We start from the raw sequence: 17,130 nt of genomic DNA, 5'->3' as shown, positions 1-17,130 counted from the left end.
GCCTCACAGGTTGCGGACTCGGTCGTCGAAATGCGGATCGCGCAAGCCGATTCGCGCGCGTAGGAACTGCCAATCTGCGAACTTCGAGTACTCCAGGGTTCCGGGTCGAAGTGCGTCGACGTAGGAACCGATCAGACCCCACTTCACCGAGTCTGCGATTCCGTAGACTCGACTGCGATCAAACAGGCTTGAATCCCAATCTCCCCAATACAATTCAAAAACAGGGCGCGCGTCGAAATCTGACGGGGTCAGTTCCGCGAGCATGACGCCGAGTTCCTGTAACGGATCCATCATCGCCGCACAATCCCAGTCAACCAATCTCAACGATGCATCGTCTTTCATGACCATCACATTCGAAACATTGCCGTCGCCGTGGCACGGAACCGCATCGAATCCGCGACTCGCTATTCGCGATCTGGCGGGTTCCAAGGTCCGAAGCATCCAATCGAGGTCATTCGGCAGTGATGAGCCAGCGCGCTGCGCGATGAGCAGTGCGGCATCAAGATCGTCGAAGACCGTTGCTGTGCGCGCAAATGGAGGCAATGTGTGGACGGCCCGCCGTAACTCCACCAGACGTTCGATCGCCTTCGGGTCATCGAAGAGATCAAGCGTTGCCGTCGATGCCGCCTGCCCCAGATCGTCCATCACCAGCACTCCCGTTGCCGCATTCGAGTGACGGACACGAGGTCCGATACCCGCGAGCCCGGCCGAGATGGCGGCCTGGAATGAGGCTCCGACGTCAACGTAGTCGAGCGAATGCTCTTGCATTACTTTGACGAAGACCCGATCGTCGCCACCCGAGTTCGGCGCCGCGCCCTCGACGATCCAATGAGCTGAATCCGCGCCCCACCAACTCGGACTCGCCATCACAGGCGATCCCGCGTCCAGAGCCATGTGAGTGTCGAGAAAGAGTCCGCCTACCGACAATTCTTGCCGAACAAGCTGTTTCGTGTCGATCATCGAGCACCTCCCGACACACCGAGCGCAAGATCGGGCCAATTCATATCGAATCGTCGTCTGTCCTCGAGCCATTTAGTCATCGCGAGAACATCTGTATCCGCAAATCGAGACCCGACGATCTGCACTCCTACCGGACACCCTTCAAGCATTCCGAAACACAGCGTCGACGCTGGTTGCCCAGTCTGATTGAACCACGCGGTGAAACTGCAATGTGCCAAGGGCCGTTCAGGGTCGAGGCCGACCGTATCAGCGGCGAAACCCACCACGGGGATTACCGGACTGATCACGAAGTCATACGGTTCGAGATGCCGTTGGATCCGCATCTGCGCCGCATTGACCGCCTCCAGATCGCGTGAATAATCGGTAGCGCTCGCGAAGGACGCAGGTTCGGCCCACGCGGATACTGCACCGATCACCTCCCCTCGTCGTTCCTCAGGTATCGACTCCCACTCCGCCCGGGCGCGCACTTGGAACAAGCGATCCAATGGTGCGTATGGATCGGAATAGAACGGCGGGGTCACCCTCGTCACCTTTGCCCCCGCAACGGCAAATACCTGCGCCGCGGCGTCTACCACTGCCACAACCGCAGCGTCTGCTTCGTATCCATATCCCATGTCGGTCATCACCCCGATTCTCAGTCCTCGTACGTCTGCCTCCCACCGTGATTCCTCAATGGATTCCGCTGGGAGCGACCACGCGTCACGGCGGTCAGGGCGCGCAATAGCCCGATACATGGCGATGGCCTCATCAACTGTCCTGGCCATCGGACCAGGTGAGCGCATCATCGAAGACGGTAGATGCGGAATCCTCCCCTGAGTCGGTTTGAGCGCAACCAAGCCACAGTGTCCGGCCGGCAGACGCACCGACCCCGCGATATCCGTCCCGACAGCGGCGTAGCCGATGCCGGCCGCAAGGCTCGCACCCGCTCCCGCGCTCGACCCGCCCGTATTGCGGGAGAGGTCCCAAGGATTGCGCACGATGCCGTACAGCGAACTGACTCCGGCAGCCATCATGCCGAAGTCCGGCATCGTCGTCTTGCCCACGATGACGGCACCTGCCTCCTTCAATCGCGCCGCAGGCGGTGAATCAACTTCTGCATCAGGAACATTCGTGTGAGCGGCGCTCCCGTGACGCCACGGCATGCCGACAGCATTCACACTGTCCTTGATGGTGACCGGAACTCCATCGAGACTGCTCAACGCGTTGCCGCTAGCCCATCGCGACGTCGATTCTGCGGCCGCGGCCCGTGCGCCGTCTGCATCGACCATTGCCATTGCGTTGATCGACGGATTCACGGCATCGACCAACTCGAGGGTCGCGCCCAATGCATCCAGGGGTGTGAACTCACCTGTTCGGTACCCCTCGACGAGGGACGACATGTTCTGAGGAAGTACCTTGTCCATCACGACTGCTCCTGTTCCGACGACAATCCTTCTACTACAAGCCGTTCGAGTACACCCGTCAACACGTTCAGCCCAGCCAACAGATCTTCGGGTTCGGTGTATTCGATCTCCGAATGCGAGACGCCGCCGACGCTCGGCACGAACAACATCACCGTCGGCATCAAGTCTTTGAGATTGATCGAATCGTGCCCCGCTCTGGTGAGCATTCTCCGGGCGCTCAGACCCAATCCGTCGGCAATCGATTCGGACAACTCGATACCGGCGCGATGGTAAGGCGTGCTGGGGCGCAGCGAGCCAGACTCGACGTCGACGGAGACTTCGCCGCGGGCTTCGATATCGGTTCTCGCCTGGAGAAACAGCTCATGAGCCTTGGCAAGAGTTGTTTCATCACTTGACCGGATGTCAACCGCCATGACTACGTCGGACGCCACCACTACGGGCGAGTTCGGCTCGACTGTCAATTTGCTGATCGACGTGAGAACAACTCCTGGAGGGAACGCCGACGCCACCTCACGAGTCGCCACGATCATCTGCGCTGCGCCGAGGAGGGCGTCTCGGCGGTCTTCGATCAGCGTGGCCCCGGTGTGTGCCTGTTCACCACGAATTCGAACGCGATACTTGCGCACCGCCCAGTTGGCCGTGACCACGCCGATCGAGATCTCTTCGTCTTCGAGAACCCGACCTTGCTCGATATGGATTTCCACGTACGCCTTGCACATCGGTGGCTCGTCCGCACCGAGATAGCCGATGTTCCGCAGTGCGGTGCGGACTGTACATCCGTCAGCATCGACGACGTCGAGGATCTTCTCCGCAGTGAACTTCCCCGTGAAAACTCCACTACCCATCAGACTAGGGCTGAACCTACATCCTTCCTCGTTGAACCAGTCGACAACTGTGAGGTTGAATGCGGGTCTGATCTTTCCAGCGGCTACTCGTTCAGCAACAGTGGTCGCCGCATGCGCCCCGGCGAGAACGCCGTAGGCCCCGTCGAAGCGGCCTGCCTTCGGCTGGCTGTCGAGATGCGAGCCAACCAACACGTGGGGAGCCCCCTCTATCCATTCCAAGGAACCGAACAGGTTGCCCACGGCATCTACTCGGCAGCGGAAACCGTTCTTCGTCAACCACATACGGAACCAGTCCCTGGTCAGTCCGTCTGCTTCGCTACCAGCTTGACGCTCGACTCCACCGTTCGCGGTAGCACCGAATCCCGACATCGTGTCGAAGTCTGCGAGGAATTCAGACATTCGATACCCCCACCGACGAATCCTCCACCGCCGAGGCTTGATTCGGCACTACCGAACGTGCAGCGATATCGAACATCTCGCCTACCCGAATTCGCTCGGCATTCGAGATTCCGGTCAGAGCAGAGACCACTAGGAAAACTACGAGGTTGACAGCCATTCCGACCACACCGCCGGTCAATGAGCCGAGTCCCGCAATGTCATCCGGGTAGATGAAGGTCAACACCAGCGCGATACCGAAACCGGAGAGCATTCCCGAGATTGCGCCGTATTTGTTGCCACCGCGCCAGAAGATTCCGAAGAACAGCGGTACGGCCAATTGGACAACGCCTTGATACGAGATTTGTGCGAGGAGTTGCAACCGCGTCATGTCATACGTCACGTAGGCAACTACCCCTGCCAGCGCCATGAAGCCCACCATGCTGACTTTGGCGACAACGGTCAGCGCGGAGTCGGAGAGATTGCGTTTGTCCGAGTTGACGAGATCGTTCGCAATTTGCAGACCGCACACCTGAACGCTTCCATCGATGTGCCCCATGGACGCCGCAAACACCATTGTCACGCCCAGGCCTAGGAGCCACGTTCCCCCGTACGACTCCATGATCGTGAACCACGCGGCCTGAGGGTTGGCGATAACTTCCGGCATCTGGGACGCTGCGATACCCAACAGCATCAACAGCGTGTAAAACACACTCGAAATCAGCACGGTACGGATAGTCCCCGCCTTCACTGCACGGACTCCCGAAGCCGTGTAGATCCGTTGGAAACTCATCGGCCAGCACAGCGATCCGACTACGCCGGTAAAGATCAGACTGAAGAGATAGAACGGCCCATAAGCATCGCCGTCGCCAGGTACCCGCAGAAATTCGATCGGGACCTGCGCCAGCGCACTCATACTGATCGGGCCGCCGGCGACACCGGACAAAAGAACTAGACAGACAAGTGCTGCAATCACATATGCGACGATCCCCTGGAACGCATCGGTCATGATCAACCCACGCATACCCATCTTCACTGTCCAGTACTGACGGATCAGGATCAGCGCCAATCCGACAAGCAGGCAGGTGGTCACCGACCATCGACCCTCACTCGCGTATTGAAATACCTCCCCCAACGCCTGCATTCCGAGAACCACCCACGGGAATACCGAGACGATTCCGATAAGACTGGCGATCATCTTCACGGATCGTGAATTGAACCGCAAACCAAGAAGATCCGGCTGAGATCGAAGATTGTATCGAGCGCCCCACCGCCATGCTCTGGTCGCCATGAAGTACATCATCGCGACACCGAGACTGGAGTAGGCAAGGCCGTAAAATCCGAAAACTCCTGCACCCGCGGCCATCCCGAAGAATGCGATGAACACCGCGCCAGGCCACCAGGAATTCACGTAACACATCGCCACGTACCAGGGACCGTAGCTACGACCACCGACCGAGTACTCCTCGAACGTCGGTTTCGTTTTCTGTTGGGTCGCATAGAGAATGAAGAGCACTCCGGCATAGAACAACGCCAGCATTCCGAGCATGATCGCCATGTCATTCTCCATTCGGACCGGCCGGCGTGAGTGCCAGCTCTTCGTCAAGTTCACCGCGGAGGTCTTCGACCAGGTACAGGCCCCACAGTCCCAACCCCAGAACCAGCGCGTCGAGAATCCAGTACATGATGCTGAACGGGATTCCGAACACTAGCGTCGAAACTCCACTGCCCCAGAGATAAAGGGGCGGGAAAAGTGCAAACAGCAGCGCAATACCGTAAACGGACCCGAAGAACACCATGATCATTCGGTGACTGAGCCCGCGGATGAAATCCTTCATCGGACCTTCCCTCAGTTGACGAGCTGGCGAATAGAGTCGTGCAGATGACCGTTTGATGCAATTCCGTTGCCACAGTCAAAGTTCCGTCGACCGTCAAGACTCGAGAAACGACCACCCGCCTCTTCGATGATCACCGGCATCGGCGCGAGGTCGTAAGCCTTGGTCGTGTAGTCGACGATCGCATCGGCGTGCCCGCAGGCGACCATTGCATAGCCGTACGCGTCGCCCCAGGTGCGGAGAATGACGCCTCGCGAGTTGAGATCGCGGATCGTATCCGGCTTCCAGTCCTCGAGCCACGTGGCCATCAGATATGCGCCGTCGAGATCTGTCCGGTCGGAGACAGCGGCCGGCTCGTCGTTTCTCCAGCATCCACCGCCTTTTTCCGCTGACACGAGCACGCCGGCACTAGGCAGATTGATCGCCCCGAACGTGATTTCACCGGCCTCTTCGTACGCGAGAAGGTTCGCATAGAGCGGCACCGAGTGGACAAACGACTTCGTTCCGTCGATCGGGTCGATGATCCACCGATTACCGCTCGAACCCTCAATGTCGTCGAACTCTTCTCCCATGATCCCGTCGTCGGGAAAGTTCTCGGACAGAGCGTTGCGAATCATCTGTTCGATCTCTTGATCCGCCTGTGTGACGGGCGATCCGTCCGACTTCGTGTCGACCCGAAGCGTCGACTTGTCGAACCAGTGCCTGGCGAGATCTCCTGCTTCTCGAGTGATCGCCAACGCGATCTCGGCACGGGTCGAAAGGATTCGATTCACTGCTGGTGCCCTCCATTCCCTGAATAGGAGTCCGAAAGCGACGACTTCGGACTCCTCAGAGATTCGGGCTAGACCATTTCTGGTTCTCTCACCAATTGTTAACGGCGTGTTACAGATCACACTTCGTGTTGTGATGGATCAAGTGCCTCACTAGTTTGAGGGTTCAACGAACTGCCGTATTGCGAGGTCACGCCATATGTCGATGATGGAGCAGACTCGATCTGCGCTGTTGCGGCTCGCTCAGGAACTCGAAGGTCGCTCAGTGGGGAAATTCCCGCCCGAGCGCGAACTGGCAGCACGACTGGGAACATCTCGAACGACAGTGCGCAGCGCACTCGATGCGCTGGAACGTGACGGATTGGTACATCGGGTCAAAGGGCGCGCAGGCGGCGCCTTTCTCACAAACGTCCATGCGGTCACCCCCACCCCGGAAGACGCACGGTCCCTGTGTGCGAGCCGACGCCTGTCCCGAAATCTGAATACAGTCATGGGCGTTCCGCAAATGCTTCAGGAACAAGGATTCCAAGATGGCACGAGGGTGCTGTCAGCACGTATGGAGCGGCCCAGCCCGCGAGCCGCTCAGGTACTCGGAGTTTCGCCGGACCGCGATGTGATTTCCTTGTTGCGCTTACGATTTGCCGACGGCGACACACTGTCTCTGGAACGGATGTATCTCGGCGATCCCGGTTGCCGCGATCTGCTCCGAACGCACATGGACTCTGTCTACGAAGCCCTGCGCTGTAAATTCGGAATCGACATCTCGGCCACCGATGAATCCATCGAACTGGCAGAGGTCAGCTCCTCAGTATCGATGCTTCTCGGACAACCGATGCCGGCCCCGGTTCTCAAGCTGGAACGAATCGGTTACGACCAGCACGAACGTCCCGTCGAGTACTCGGTAGACCTGTTCCGTGCCGACCGAACACGGCTGAGTGTGAGTACGCGGCCTGGACACCGCGTGTGAGCCCGGGCAGACCCTGCTCCCGAAGTCGACGCACCTCTGCCATACCGTAGGCGGGTGACCTCCCTGCGATCAGACGCGCAAGCAGGTCACTCGCGCGCACCGCGGACTCCTCCAGCGGTTCAACCACTACTTCCCGATCTCGCGATCGAACAACTCCAGTCGTTGTTGCAGGTACGTTCCTGGACTCTCGCGGACTGGTTCGCGATGGCCGACCAACGCGGATTCCTCGCGCCCGCGGCCAGTGTTCCGCTCTTCATGGAAGCCGCGCTGAAGTATCCCGAGCACCGCGAGGCGCTCCTTCGCCTCGCCGGCCGACGCGGGCAGTACCTGGCGGAGCAGAATCCCGATTGGGCCCAATTGCGGCGGATCGGGTCACGCCGGGACGAACTGTGGCTATCGCCCGATCCGAACGACCGTACGGCCTGGTTCGATTACATACGTACGGTCGACCCGGAACTGGCGAGCGAGGAGCTCGAGATCGCCTGGGACGACGAGCCCACCGCAAACCGCCTGCACTTCCTCGATCACCTCGAGGTCGGACTGGGTGAACACGATCACACCCTCCTCGAGCGTGCACTCGACGATCCAGCCGTGCGGGTTCGTGAGCGTGCAATTCAACTACTACGGCAACTCCCCCGATCTCCTTTTGCCTCTCGCATGGCTACTCGGGCTAAGTCGTGGGTCCGGCTCGAGACGAAGCCGTTGCGACCGCGCCTTGCCGTCCGATTGCCGGGCTCGCTCGACGACCTCGCATTTCGTGACGGCATCGAAGACGTCCACTACAAGAACAAAGGCATCCGGCGCTGGTGGTTACGGCAAGTCGTGACCGCCACTCCACTGACGCTGTGGGAATCGATGGCCGGTTCGCCACGCGAGGCCCTCACCATCCCCATCGAGAAGCAATGGCGCACCGTGATGATCGAATCATGGACTGCTGCAACAGTTCTTCAGACGAACACAGCGTGGGCGTCGGCATTTCTGGAGCGGGACGGGCGCACGACCGACCGGAGAATCGTCGCCATCGCGGACCCACGCGAGCGCGTCGAATACATCGTCGCCGGCCACGCGGACGAATACCTTTTGGGCGTCGACGGCAGCGCACTACTCGACGGCATCGACCGTCCATGGCCCCTGGCCGTCGCCAAAAAGTTGTTGAACGCCTTGGAGAACGAAGCGATGGAGCATGCTGCGACGGGTGAGGACTTGGGCATTCACTCGCGACACAGTCACTTTTCCACTCTGCGAAGCGTGCAGGCGCGCTTCCCTTTCGAGGCGATACCACTGCTCCGCAGCGCCGCGTCCAGAACGAGCGACCCCGGCTGGCAACAAGCGTTCACCGACAGTGCGGTCAACATCGAGCAGCGTCGACTCCGCTTGGACGTCTTACGCTCTCACCGCTGAACGACGAAGGGTCGCACTCCGCGAACGGAATGCGACCCTTCGGTTGATCGTGAAAGATCAGACGACGCTGACCATCTCGTGATCAGCCACGCCGGCGGCCAACACCCGGAGATGGTCTTCGGTGCTGCCGAGGGTGTGCTCGATGGCGACGAGGCGACTCACGTAATGACCCACCGGGTATTCGGCGGTCATACCGATACCACCGTGCATCTGGATCGCTTCCTGGCCGATGAGCCGAGCCGAGCGCCCGATCTGCAACTTCACCCGCGAAGCGATCACCGGATCCACGACGCCGTCGGCAAGGGACATCGTTGCGTACAGACTCATGCTGCGCGCCAACTCGAGCGAGACGTACAGATCGGCGGCACGATGCGTCAATGTCTGGAACTTTGCGAGCGGAACACCGAATTGCTTACGCGTCTTGAGGTATTCGGTGGTCAGACGCAGCGCCTCTTCCATTGCTCCGACAGCCTCGGCGCACAGCGCGGCCTGCTCACGGATCTGAGCGGCCTGGATCAGAGCAGAAGCGTCACCGCCGTCACCGAGTGCTTCGGCCGGAGTATCGGTGAACTCGATCTGCGCCCCACGCAACCCGTCGTGAGAGGCATAGGACTTGCGTACCAGGCCGGAGGCATCGCTCTTGACGAGGAACAGTCCGACGCCACCGCCGGGGAGCGCAGCGCTCACGACCAGGATGTCCGCCGTCGCACCGTGGCCAACGGGATTCTTGATACCGGTGATGGTCCAGCCGCCGTCGACCTGCGCCGCCGCGGTGGCCCGTTCGGTTGCCGGCCAACGAATTCCGGGTTCCTGATCGGCGAACGCGAGGAACGTGGTGCCCTCGGCCACTCCGGGAAGAATCGACGAGCGCTGCTCTGCGCTGCCTCCTTCGGAGATGAGCCCGCCCGGCGTCACGACCGCGTCGAGTAACGGTTCGGGGGCCAAGCGTCGACCGATCTCGGTCATGACCGCACCGATTTCCACCGGGCCCGCGTCCATGCCGCCGTCGTCCTCGGAGAATGTCAGGCCGAGCAAGCCGACCTCGGCCAACTGCTTCCAGACCTGCGGACTCCACCCTGGATCGGAGTCGATGATCGCGTTGCGCTTTTCGGCGTCGTAGCTACGCGAGAGGAGGTCCTTGGTGGTGTCGCGGAGAAGCTTCTGTTCGTCGTTCAGTTCGAAGTCCATGCCACGCCTCACAATCCGAGGATCGAGGAGGCGATGATGCTGCGCTGCACTTCGCTCGATCCGCTGTAGATGGATACCTTGCGGTAGTTCAGGTACGTCGGGGCAGTGTGCTGTGCCCAGCTCGCGGAGGCGATGTCGCTGCCCGCGTCGTACGGCAGTGAATCAGGGCCGGCCACGTCCATCAGCAATTCGACGCTCGCCTGCTGCAATTCGGAGCCACGAAGCTTGAGCAGTGACGACGCCGGGTTCGGCTGGCCGTCAGCGGAACTGGCGACCACCCGGAGCTGAGTGAGCTCGAGGGCAAGCAATTCGTTTTCGAGTTCGGCGAGGCGAGCAGCGAAGAGCGGATCTTCGAGCAGGGTCCCGTTACCGACCTTGACCTCGGCAGCGCGGGCCTTGGCCTGGGCCAGACGAACCTTCGAGAAACCGACGCGGGTGACACCGGTGCGCTCGTTTCCGAGCAGGAACTTGGCGTAGCCCCAGCCCTGGTTCTCTTCACCGACCAGGTTCTCTCCCGGAACGCGGACGTCCTCGAAGAACACTTCGTTGACCTCGTAGCCGCCGTCGATCAGCTTGATCGGGCGGACCGTGACTCCAGGCGTCTTCAGGTCTACGAGGATGAACGAGATACCTGCCTGGCGCTTCGGCGCATCGGGATTGGTACGCACGAGGCAGAAGATCCAGTCGGCGTACTGTCCCAGCGTCGTCCAGGTCTTCTGACCGTTGATGACCCAGTCGTCGCCGTCGCGGACCGCGCGGGTCTTGAGCGAAGCGAGGTCGGAGCCGGCCTCGGGTTCGGAGAATCCCTGGCACCACCAGATGTCGAGGTTCGCGGTCGCGGGAAGGAACTTCTCCTTCTGCTCCTGCGAGCCGAAGGCTGCGATGACCGGACCGACCATGTTGGCGTTGAACGCCAACGGTTCGGGGACCGACGCTAGCTGAAGTTCGTCGAGCCAGATGTTGTGCTGGACCGGGGTCCAGTCCTTGCCGCCCCACTCGACCGGCCAGTGCGGTACCGCCAGACCGTGAGCATTGAGGATCTGCTGCGCCTCGACCATACGGTCGCGCCCCAACTCCTCGCCGTGGGCGTACGCCTCCCTGATGTCCGCGGGGATTTGCGTACGGAAGAACGTCCGCATCTCGTCGCGGAACGCTAGTTCCTCGTCGGTCAATGCCAGGTTCATCGGGATTCCTTCGCACTCGAAACCGGATTCATGTTCGGTTCGACCGTACCCCGACGACCATGGAGGCGGAACAGGTACCGCGAAAGACGGCACTCAGGGCCGACCTTCTACACGGTTTTGAGGACCAACAGGTAGCCCCCGCCCGCGGCGTCGATGCTCGTTTCCACGTTCAACGACGGAGCCAAACGTGACAACCGATCGATCAACCAATCCGACGCTTCCTGGGCGTCGTCCTTGCCGGGACAGCGAGCGACGGCGACGCGGCCACCCTTGCGCTCGAGTTGCTCGACGACCCCGATGATCGGAGCGGGATCCACGACGAACAGCCGATCCGGCCATTCCACAACAGGTTTGACCGCACCCTTCTTGGTGTTGCATGCGCGGTGCGCCAAGCGTTCGACGCCACCTTTTGTCTTGCCACCCTTTTTTGCGGTGTTGATGCTGTCGATGCTCGGGCCGCGCGGATCATTGACGGACATGTCGGGATCGACCGGTTCGTCACACAGCCAGCAGCGCCAGGATTCACGTTCGCCGACTTCTTGAAGGGTGCTCATGTGGCAACGGTACCGTGCGCACTTTCGGCTGTTTCCGCTACCAAAAGTGCGCACGGGGCCGAAGGCCCTACATGTCTGCGATCGCCTCCAGTGGCTTCGTCTTGGCCGCTCGGTTGGCCGGCCACAGCGCCGCCAAGACACCGACCACACCCGAGCCGATCAGCATTCCGACCACCTGACCCCACGGGATCGTGATCTTGTCGAGGCCCTGATCCGCGAGAGTGCTCACGAAGGCCCAACCGAACGCGATGCCGAGAACAACTCCGACCGCCGCGCCGTACACCGCGATGAGCACCGACTCGAGGTAGATCGTGCGTCGCATCTGTCCGCGCTGCATGCCGACAGCTCGCAGCATTCCGATTTCTCGTCGCCGCTCGACCACCGACAGTGCCAAGGTGTTGATGATGCCCAGGATTGCGATCACGACCGCGAGTGCAAGCAGTCCGTAGAGGATCGCCAACAAGGTGTTGATCTGCTGGCCCTGAGTTCCCTTGAACTCCTCACGATCCTGCACCTGGACGACGACGTACTTCTCCGTGGCCGTTTCCAGCTCGGATCGCAGCATGGTCAGATCCGCACCAGGCTTCGCCTTCACCAGCACCACGAAGTCCGGGAGACTCTCGGCCGGCATCAGTTTCCGGTACGCCTCGTCCGAGACGATCCACGAGCCGATCAGCTGGTTGTCCTCGAACACTCCCGCGACAACGGTCTGGTACTCGACGCCGCCAGGACCGGTCAACGTCTGCGTCGAGCCGACAGTCCAGCCCTTGTCATCCGCAGTCGACTTCGAGACGAGCATGTTGTTGCCGGTCAGATCGACCGTGCCCTCGAGGATCTTGTACTCGAGCACGCCTTCGATCGGTCCGTCGAACGAAGCGCCTTGCTCGTCCTCACCGTCGACCTTCGCGCGCACCCCGTGCAAGGACGTCGCGCTCTGTACGTCGGGTACCTGCCGGACCGCGTCGGCCGCACCTCGCGGCACACCGATCGCGTTGGGACCGGTCAGGATGTAGTCGGCCGAGACACCCACGTCCACAAGAGCATTGATGCTCGCCTTGGCCGAAGAACCGAACACTCCGATGACCGTCACCAGCATCAGACCGAGAGTCAGCGCGAATGCCGTTGCGGCCGTGCGGCGAGGATTACGCACCGCATTGGTACGAGCCAATCGCCCGATGGCGCCGAACGGCTTGGCGAACACGGCACCGAGCGCGCCGACGATCGGCCGCGACAGCGCCGGAGCCCCGAGAAGAACCGCGATGATCAACGAGAATGCACCGAGCCCGACGATCAGCGCCGCGCCGCCGCCGGTACCGCGAGAGCCGAACACGAGCAGTGCCACACCGATCACGCCGAGAATCGCACCGATCAACGTCCGCACTCGCAGTGAGTCACCGGTGGAGGCGAACTCCTCACGCATGGCCGCTACCGGCGGGATCTTCGACGCACGACGAGCCGGGGCGTAAGCGCTGAGCGTCGTGACGACGACGCCGACCACCAACGCGACGATGATCGTGCGGGCACCCACCTGGAGCGGGCCTTCCGGCAGACCGACGTCGAATGTGTTGAGCAGACTGCGCAATCCGTAGGCGAGACCGATACCGCCGAGCAGACCGATGATGCTGCCGATGAGTCCGACCACGAGCGCCTCGGTGACCACCGAACGGCCGACCTGCGCTCGGCTCGCACCGATCGCACGCAGCAGCGCCAGCTCACGAAGACGCTGCGCCACGATCATCGAGAAGGTGTTGTAGATGATGAACGTTCCGACGAGCAGAGCAATCGCGCCGAACGCCAACAGGAAGTAGTTGATGAAGCTCAGCGCCGAGTCGACCTCGGCCTTGGTCTCCTCACGAACCTGGTCGCCGGTCTGCACCTTGAGATCGGGGAAAACCTGCTCGACGCGTTGCTGCAGTTCCGTCTGCGACACCCCGTCGCCCGCGACGTCGATGTACTCGACGTGTTGGCCGTCGGTGAAGAGTCCACGGGCCTGCTCGTCGGTGAAGAGCGCGCCGATGAACCCGCCGGTGTCACTGCCCGCCCCCTCGTAGATGCCGGACAACGTCACGTCCACGATTCCGCGGGCCGGTGCCAGAACCTTGGCGGAGTCCCCCACCTTCAGTCCGGCTCGCTCGGCGGCGCTGGTGTTCAGCGCGACCTGACCGGTCTGCGTCGGAGGCGCGCCCTCGACGAAGGTGTCGGGTTCGGCAATCGCCTGGCCCGGCGGTAGGTAGGACTGACCGATACTCGGCGCGCCGCCGGTCTGAACAGCGCCGCCGTCTGCGTTGATCAGGACGATCTGTCCACTGACGGCCGGGGCTACCGCTCGGACGCCGTCGACTGCGGCAAGTTTGTCGACATCCTCGACCGGAACGCCACTGGTGTTGCGCTCTTCCATCGATACCCGGACGTCGACGCCCTGGGCGGTGTTCTCGAAGATCGAATCGAAAGTCTTCTGGAGGGTGTCGGTGAAAACGAACGACCCCGCGACAAAAGCCGTGCCAAGCACCACGGAGAGAACCGTCAGCGCAAGTCGCACCTTGTGTGCCGCCAAGTTGCGCAGGGAAACCTTGCGCATCGGCGAGTTGCTTACCGAAGCCATGTGCTCAAGCCCCGGCTTCCACGTTCACGACCGCCTGCGGAGCGTCCAGACGCTTCATCCGGTCGAGGACCGAATCCGCCGTAGGCTCGCGCAATTCGTCGACGATCTTGCCGTCCGCGAGGAACACCACCCGGTCGGCATACGCCGCTGCCCGCGGATCGTGCGTCACGATCACCACGGTCTGGTTGAACTCGTCGACGGCCGCCCGCAGGATCGAGAGCACCTCCCCGGAGGACTTCGAATCGAGGTTTCCGGTCGGCTCGTCGCCGAAGATGATCTCCGGCTGACCCGCCAGGGCACGCGCACACGCCACACGCTGCTGCTGACCACCCGAGAGCTCTCCCGGCCGGTGATCGAGGCGATCCCCGAGACCCAGCTTGGTCAGGACGCTGTTCAGCCAGGTCGGGTCCGCTTTGCGTCCCGCGATGTCGAGCGGCAACGTGATGTTCTCGAGCGCCGTCAGCGTCGGCACCAGGTTGAACGCCTGGAAAACGAAACCGATGCGATCGCGTCGCAATTGGGTCATCTGTTTGTCGGAAAGCGTCGTGAGTTCCGTGTCGCCGATGAGAACGGAACCCGAACTTGCGGAATCCAGACCGGCGAGGCAATGCATCAGCGTCGACTTACCGGAACCGGACGGCCCCATGATCGCCGTGAACTCACCGCGGGCGAAATCTGCGGACACCGAACTGAGTGCGTGCACCTGGGTATCTCCGGTGCCGTAGGTCTTGGACAGGCCGACTGCGCGGGCCGCGACATCCTGGGCGTGCGAACTCATGATCGCCTTTCCTGTTCACTTCGGTACTACTTGTGGGCGTGACGGGCGCCCGTGAAAACACGGACGCCCGCAATGGTTGGTTCCATCCTGTCGGGTGTCGGGCGCGCTCGCCATCGGGGACCACCCTGATATCTGCAGCCGAGCCGGTCAGGGTCGCGGGAATGTGCTCTCTCTGCTTGTGCGCATTGACGAGAAACAGCGATACGAAGACCGGGCGCACATTAACCTTGTGACACCAATCACACGAGAGAGGCGGCCGAATGTCCGACGCCACCGCTGGAATCATTTTCGATCGGCTAGAGCACTGGGCGACGGTCAAGCCTGATCAAGCAGCGATGACCTTCCAAGGGACCGAATACACGTGGGCCCAGTGGCGAGACCGCATCTTGCGTATCGCCGCCGCCCTCGCCGAATCCGGCATCGGCGCCGGCGACACTGTCGCGTTCGTCGACAAGAATCATCTGTCCTGCCTCGAAGTCACCTACGCCGCCTCACTGCTCGGCGCCGCGAATGTCATTCCCAACTGGCGACTTTCGGGCGAAGAGCTGGATTACGTCCTCGCGGACTGTGGCGCTCGCATTCTGTTTGTCGGCAGCGAACTACTCCCCCAGATCGTCGCCATGCGCGACCGCTTGACGGCCGTCGAATCGATCTTCGCCGTCGGCGGTGAACACGACGAGTTCGAACCGTGGATCGACGAGGTCGCACCGCTGCACTCCCGCCCCGAGGTGAGCCCCGATGCCACCGCTCTGGTTCTCTACAGTTCCGGGACGACCGGTCGCCCCAAAGGCGTACAGCTCACGCATCGAAACCTGTTCGCGCACAGCAACAATGTGCTCGAAATCCTGCCGGCCCACGAGGATCACCGATTCTTGATCGCGATGCCGATGTTCCACGTCGGCGGAACGTGCTACGCCATCATGGCAATTCACACGGGTGGGCGCTGTTACTTCACGAGAGAAGCCGACGGACCGTCGATCTTCGCCGGTCTCGCCGCCGGAGCCAACATCGCCTTTCTCGTCCCACCGGTCATTGCCGGAGTCCTGGCCGCAGGCGAGCAGGCCGTCGCCGCCTTCAAGGCATTCAAACGCATTACCTACGGCGCCGCCCCCATGCCCCTTCCGTTGTTGCGAGCAGCCCTCGCGGCTTGGCCGGACACCGAATTCGTCCAGGTCTACGGCATGACCGAAATGGCAGGTGTCATTACCGCGTTGATGCCGGACGTTCACCGCGACGAGTCGCAGGTCGAGCGCATGGCATCAGCAGGCACGGCGATCCCCGGCGTCGAGATGCGTGTGGTGGACCCCGTCACGCTCGAGGACGTGCCCACCGGAACCACCGGTGAACTGTGGTGGCGATCCGAACAGTGCACACCCGGATACCTGGGCAAGCCCGAGGCGACGGCCGAAACGATTACCACAGATGGGTGGCTGCGTAGCGGCGACATGGGCCGCGCCGACTCCGACGGCTTCGTCTTCGTCGAGGACCGCCTCAAGGACATGATCATCACCGGCGGCGAGAACGTCTACTCCCCCGAGATCGAACGAGTACTGGTGGAGCATCCGGCAATCGCCGAGGTCGCGGTCATCGGCGTTCCCGACGACCGGTGGGGTGAAACCGTCAAGGCAGTCGTGGTTCTCACTGCCGAAGCGCAGATCGACGAAGCCGAACTGATCACCTATACACAGGAACGCCTCGCAAAGTTCAAGTGCCCGACCAGTATCGACGTCGTCGAGATCCTTCCCCGCAATCCCACCGGAAAGATCCTCAAGCGCGACCTCCGCAAACCGTACTGGGACAACCGCGAACACAAACTGGTCTGAGTTCGCGTGCTGTAATGGGGCGGTGACTTCGCGCCGCCCCACCACACCCAATCCGACCGATCCGTGCCCGTGCGGCAGCGGCAACGCGTTGGCCGAATGCTGCGGAAAGTACATCAGCGGTGAAGCGCACGCACCGACTGCCGAAACCCTGATGCGTTCGCGTTACACGGCCTTCGCTGTGATGAACGACGAATATCTCACGCAGACTTGGCATCCCGACCATCGCCCCACCGAACTCGATCTCGACCCCGACCAGACATGGCTCCGGTTGGAGATCCTGGACACCGAATGGGGCGGGCTGTTCGATTCCGACGGCGTCGTGGAATTTCGCGCTCACTACACATTCGGGCGCGAGCGGGGAATGCTCCACGAACGCAGTCGATTTGCGCGAACAGAAGGCAAGTGGCTCTACGTCGACGGCGATATCGGTTAGGTAACTCCGGGC

At 61.6% G+C, this 17,130-nt stretch carries 15 protein-coding genes; 4 read left to right on the top strand and 11 right to left on the bottom strand.

Annotation, left to right across the window (positions count from 1 at the left end; all coding sequences use genetic code 11):
• Positions 1–3: 3 nt before the first annotated feature.
• From RE4_RS24045 to RE4_RS24020, 6 genes are read right to left on the bottom strand one after another with little or no spacing between them, the layout of a single operon-like run.
• The gene (locus RE4_RS24045) at positions 4–960 is read right to left on the bottom strand and encodes a phosphotransferase (RefSeq protein WP_060939485.1); all 957 of its coding nucleotides are present in this window, start codon (positions 958–960) and stop codon (positions 4–6) included.
• Positions 957–2,363: an amidase gene (locus tag RE4_RS24040; RefSeq protein WP_060939484.1), complete on the bottom strand. Its 1,407-nt coding sequence runs from the start codon at positions 2,361–2,363 to the stop codon at positions 957–959. Before RE4_RS24040 ends, RE4_RS24045 begins: the two co-directional genes overlap by 4 nt.
• Complete coding sequence (locus RE4_RS24035; RefSeq protein WP_024488217.1) at positions 2,363–3,607, bottom strand: M20 family metallo-hydrolase; 1,245 nt, start codon at positions 3,605–3,607, stop codon at positions 2,363–2,365. Before RE4_RS24035 ends, RE4_RS24040 begins: the two co-directional genes overlap by 1 nt.
• Positions 3,600–5,141, bottom strand: a complete 1,542-nt coding sequence (locus RE4_RS24030; protein ID WP_024488216.1) for a sodium:solute symporter family protein — start codon at positions 5,139–5,141, stop codon at positions 3,600–3,602. The genes RE4_RS24035 and RE4_RS24030 overlap by 8 nt, the downstream gene beginning before the upstream one ends.
• A gap of 1 nt (position 5,142) precedes the next feature.
• Positions 5,143–5,421 (bottom strand): hypothetical protein, encoded by a 279-nt coding sequence (locus RE4_RS24025; RefSeq protein WP_047888033.1) that lies wholly within the window; start codon positions 5,419–5,421, stop codon positions 5,143–5,145.
• A gap of 11 nt (positions 5,422–5,432) precedes the next feature.
• Positions 5,433–6,191, bottom strand: a complete 759-nt coding sequence (locus RE4_RS24020) for an inositol monophosphatase family protein (RefSeq protein ID WP_060939483.1) — start codon at positions 6,189–6,191, stop codon at positions 5,433–5,435.
• A 202-nt stretch (positions 6,192–6,393) separates the two neighbouring features.
• Between RE4_RS24020 and RE4_RS24015 the strand changes: the two genes are divergently transcribed.
• A complete protein-coding gene (locus RE4_RS24015; RefSeq protein WP_047888053.1) occupies positions 6,394–7,155 on the top strand; it encodes a GntR family transcriptional regulator in 762 nt (253 codons plus the stop codon).
• 54 nt (positions 7,156–7,209) lie between these two features.
• On the top strand, positions 7,210–8,556 hold the full coding sequence (locus tag RE4_RS24010) for a DUF5691 domain-containing protein (RefSeq protein ID WP_060939481.1): 1,347 nt from the start codon (positions 7,210–7,212) through the stop codon (positions 8,554–8,556).
• 57 nt (positions 8,557–8,613) lie between these two features.
• Here the strand turns inward: RE4_RS24010 and RE4_RS24005 are convergent, their stop codons facing one another.
• From RE4_RS24005 to RE4_RS23985, 5 genes are all read right to left on the bottom strand, one after another.
• A complete protein-coding gene (locus RE4_RS24005) occupies positions 8,614–9,744 on the bottom strand; it encodes an acyl-CoA dehydrogenase family protein (protein ID WP_060939480.1) in 1,131 nt (376 codons plus the stop codon).
• A gap of 8 nt (positions 9,745–9,752) precedes the next feature.
• Complete coding sequence (locus RE4_RS24000; RefSeq protein WP_007736177.1) at positions 9,753–10,928, bottom strand: acyl-CoA dehydrogenase family protein; 1,176 nt, start codon at positions 10,926–10,928, stop codon at positions 9,753–9,755.
• Positions 10,929–11,035: 107 nt separating this feature from the next.
• Entirely contained in the window at positions 11,036–11,482 is a 447-nt protein-coding gene (locus tag RE4_RS23995) for a hypothetical protein (protein WP_020970172.1), read from the bottom strand.
• Positions 11,483–11,549: 67 nt separating this feature from the next.
• Positions 11,550–14,084: an ABC transporter permease gene (locus tag RE4_RS23990; protein ID WP_060939479.1), complete on the bottom strand. Its 2,535-nt coding sequence runs from the start codon at positions 14,082–14,084 to the stop codon at positions 11,550–11,552.
• 4 nt (positions 14,085–14,088) lie between these two features.
• On the bottom strand, positions 14,089–14,862 hold the full coding sequence (locus RE4_RS23985; protein ID WP_003945134.1) for an ABC transporter ATP-binding protein: 774 nt from the start codon (positions 14,860–14,862) through the stop codon (positions 14,089–14,091).
• A gap of 260 nt (positions 14,863–15,122) precedes the next feature.
• Between RE4_RS23985 and RE4_RS23980 the strand changes: the two genes are divergently transcribed.
• Both RE4_RS23980 and RE4_RS23975 read left to right on the top strand, forming a co-directional pair.
• A complete protein-coding gene (locus RE4_RS23980; protein WP_060939478.1) occupies positions 15,123–16,685 on the top strand; it encodes a long-chain-fatty-acid--CoA ligase in 1,563 nt (520 codons plus the stop codon).
• A 22-nt stretch (positions 16,686–16,707) separates the two neighbouring features.
• Positions 16,708–17,118 carry a YchJ family protein gene (locus RE4_RS23975; RefSeq protein ID WP_060939477.1) on the top strand — a complete coding sequence of 137 codons (411 nt, stop codon included), beginning with the start codon at positions 16,708–16,710 and terminating at the stop codon, positions 17,116–17,118.
• The last annotated feature ends 12 nt before the right edge of the window (positions 17,119–17,130 follow it).

The sequence above is a fragment of the Rhodococcus erythropolis NBRC 15567 genome, from assembly GCF_001552595.1.
Classification (GTDB): Bacteria; Actinomycetota; Actinomycetes; order Mycobacteriales; family Mycobacteriaceae; genus Rhodococcus_F; species Rhodococcus_F erythropolis.
This window is presented reverse-complemented; position numbering and strand designations above follow the sequence as displayed.

Excerpts from the sequence above, each read along its gene's own strand:
- RE4_RS23995 (WP_020970172.1), bottom strand. The coding sequence starts at position 11,482 with ATGAGCACCCTTCAAGAAGTCGGCGAACGTGAATCCTGGCGCTGCTGG.
- RE4_RS23985 (WP_003945134.1), bottom strand. The coding sequence starts at position 14,862 with ATGAGTTCGCACGCCCAGGATGTCGCGGCCCGCGCAGTCGGCCTGTCC.
- RE4_RS24035 (WP_024488217.1), bottom strand. The coding sequence starts at position 3,607 with ATGTCTGAATTCCTCGCAGACTTCGACACGATGTCGGGATTCGGTGCT.
- RE4_RS24025 (WP_047888033.1), bottom strand. The coding sequence starts at position 5,421 with ATGAAGGATTTCATCCGCGGGCTCAGTCACCGAATGATCATGGTGTTC.
- RE4_RS24005 (WP_060939480.1), bottom strand. The coding sequence starts at position 9,744 with ATGGACTTCGAACTGAACGACGAACAGAAGCTTCTCCGCGACACCACC.
- RE4_RS24000 (WP_007736177.1), bottom strand. The coding sequence starts at position 10,928 with ATGAACCTGGCATTGACCGACGAGGAACTAGCGTTCCGCGACGAGATG.
- RE4_RS24040 (WP_060939484.1), bottom strand. The coding sequence starts at position 2,363 with ATGGACAAGGTACTTCCTCAGAACATGTCGTCCCTCGTCGAGGGGTAC.
- RE4_RS24045 (WP_060939485.1), bottom strand. The coding sequence starts at position 960 with ATGATCGACACGAAACAGCTTGTTCGGCAAGAATTGTCGGTAGGCGGA.
- RE4_RS24030 (WP_024488216.1), bottom strand. The coding sequence starts at position 5,141 with ATGGCGATCATGCTCGGAATGCTGGCGTTGTTCTATGCCGGAGTGCTC.
- RE4_RS24015 (WP_047888053.1), top strand. The coding sequence starts at position 6,394 with ATGATGGAGCAGACTCGATCTGCGCTGTTGCGGCTCGCTCAGGAACTC.
- RE4_RS23980 (WP_060939478.1), top strand. The coding sequence starts at position 15,123 with ATGTCCGACGCCACCGCTGGAATCATTTTCGATCGGCTAGAGCACTGG.
- RE4_RS23990 (WP_060939479.1), bottom strand. The coding sequence starts at position 14,084 with ATGGCTTCGGTAAGCAACTCGCCGATGCGCAAGGTTTCCCTGCGCAAC.